Source organism: Bradyrhizobium sp. P2_E8, assembly GCF_056403875.1.
In genome coordinates, this window is sequence record NZ_JBFUES010001124.1 from 1 (window position 1) to 2,244 (window position 2,244).

Consider the following 2,244-nt stretch of genomic DNA (forward strand, 5'->3'; position numbering starts at 1 on the left):
GTCGACGATGTAGATGTAGCCGCGATCGTCCGTCTCCACGTTGTTGGTCTGGATCGCGACCTTGCAGCGCTCGCCGCCCTCGATCGGGATGCAGCGCTTGTCGGTCGCGCTCGTGATCGACGGAATGAAATAGCCGACCTCCTTCGGGTGATAGGGGTCGCGGATGTCGAGCGCGCGCACGCCGGCATTGAAGAAGGCGATGAAGGCCAGCTTCTTGTAGTAGACCGGCGCCATGCTCTCGTTCGAGGAGTGCGAGCCGAAGCGGCCGCCGCGCTGGCAGAACTGTCCGCTCGCCTCCGGCACGGTGTAGCTCGAGATCATCATCGGCCGCGTCTCGGTGGTGACGTCTGCGAACCACACCATCTGCCGCGCCTCGCCGCATTCGTTGAGGATCGCCTCGTCCACGATCATCACGATGTCGCGGGTCCTGCCGTCCTTGTCCTCGGCAAATTCCGCAACGGGCATGTCGAGCATCGGGAACGTCGTGTGCGCGCCGTTGAAGGCGGACATCGGCATCCGCGCAATCTCGGGATAGCGCAGATTTTCCGGCGTCGGCTCCTTCGGCCCGTTCAACAGCTTGTCGCGATCGACGATCTGGAGGATGCCGCCCTTGTTGGTGCCGTACCCGAAAAAGACGCGATTGCCTTCGGGCCCGGTCGAGATCGGCCCGTGCAGTTCGGTCGGCACCGCGCCGGTGGCGCCGGGCTCCTGGCCCGGCAGGCCGAAGTCACGGATCTTCTGCGGATGCGCGGGATCGGAGAGATCATAGACCTGCGTCATGCGCCGCGTGCGCCAGTCCGGCGCGCCCGAGACGAGGAAGGCGATACCGGTGTCGCATTCCCACCAGCTCTTGTGCGTGTCCTTCAAGCCGCCAATGCGCGCGATCAGCACGGGGCTGGCGGGATCGGTGACGTTCCAGATCTCATGCGCCTCGCTGCCGAAGGTGCGCAGCATGTAGACCGCATTCGGATCGCCCTTCGGCAACGACTTGCCGTCGCAGACCCGCACCATCTGCGCGCCGCCGGATTCGTATTTGCCGTCCTGCCCCGGCAGGTGACGCAGATATTTGGGATGCGCGGGATCGGTGACGTCGACGATCGAGGTTCCGTTCGGCTCCGCCTTCCCCGTCATCGGATTGACGGGAGCGGGCACGTCGTCGGTGCCGCCATGATGGCCGATATAGGCGATCCAGCGATCGCCCTGATGATGGATGGTCGGCTGATACGCGCTGCGCGCCTGGAGGTCGTTGGTCCCGACCAGCTTCATGTTGGAGGCTTCCGGCGGCGCGCCGACAGTCTGCTTCTGCGCATGTACCGTGGTGCCGCAAGCGAAAAGGACGAGGCTTGCAGCAGTCAAGACGCAACGGAACATGAATGTCCTCCCGGAACCAATCTGCGTTGGCTGAACGTCGAGGCTAGCACAGCCGTTTGCGGGCGCCAAAGACACCATCTTGACATGCAACCATTTGGTTGCCTATTATCGTGACCATGGATGAGGTCTTCAAAGCGCTCGCCGACGCGTCACGACGATCGCTGCTCGACAGGCTTCACGCCAGGAACGGCCAGACGCTGAACGAACTCTGCGAAGGCCTTTCGATGACGCGGCAGGCCGTGACCAAGCACCTTGTGATTCTGGAAGAGGCCAACCTGGTGACAACCATCAGGCATGGCCGCGAGAAGCTGCATTACCTCAATCCGGTGCCGATCCATCAGATCGGCGAGCGCTGGATCAGGAAATTCGAGCGCGGCAAGCTCGCTGCGCTCGGCGAGTTGAAACGCCAGTTGGAGAAGCGCGATGAGTAAGCCGCAATTCGTCTATGTGAGCTATATCGAGACCTCGCCGGAAAAGCTGTGGGAGGCGTTGACGTCGAGCGAGTTCACCAGGCAATACTGGTTCGGCGCCGAGATCCGTTCCGACTGGAACGTCGGCTCGCCCTTCGCGCTCCTGCTGGACGGCGAAATCACCGATTCCGGCGAGATCCTCGAGGCCGATCCGCCGCGGCGCCTGTCCTACAGCTTCAAGCACCAGAAATACGAGGAGCTCCGCGGCGAGCCGATCTCGCGCGTCGTCTTCACCATCGAACCGTTCGGCTCGCTCGTGCGTTTGACCGTGCTGCATGACGGCTTCGTCGAGGGCGGCAAATATCTCGGCGCCGTCTCCAATGGCTGGCCGGCGATCCTGTCCGGGCTCAAGAGCCTGCTGGAGAGAGGCAAGGTGCTCGCCATCCCCCGCGCAGCCCTCAAC

The 2,244-nt window shown here is 63.2% G+C and carries 3 protein-coding genes; 2 read left to right on the forward strand and 1 reads right to left on the reverse strand.

Features of this window, described 5'->3' with window-relative positions; translation table 11 throughout:
* The coding region (locus AC1D00_RS37535) for an LVIVD repeat-containing protein (RefSeq protein ID WP_477014141.1) at nt 1-1,371 on the reverse strand (1,371 nt) is incomplete at its 3' end.
* Between the two features lie 116 nt (nt 1,372-1,487).
* Between AC1D00_RS37535 and AC1D00_RS37540 the strand changes: the two genes are divergently transcribed.
* A complete protein-coding gene (locus tag AC1D00_RS37540) occupies nt 1,488-1,802 on the forward strand; it encodes an ArsR/SmtB family transcription factor (protein ID WP_092189981.1) in 315 nt (104 codons plus the stop codon).
* The coding region (locus tag AC1D00_RS37545; protein ID WP_477014142.1) for an SRPBCC family protein at nt 1,795-2,244 on the forward strand (450 nt) is incomplete at its 3' end. The genes AC1D00_RS37540 and AC1D00_RS37545, both read left to right, overlap by 8 nt.

Excerpts from the sequence above, each read along its gene's own strand:
- AC1D00_RS37540 (WP_092189981.1), top strand. The coding sequence starts at position 1,488 with ATGGATGAGGTCTTCAAAGCGCTCGCCGACGCGTCACGACGATCGCTG.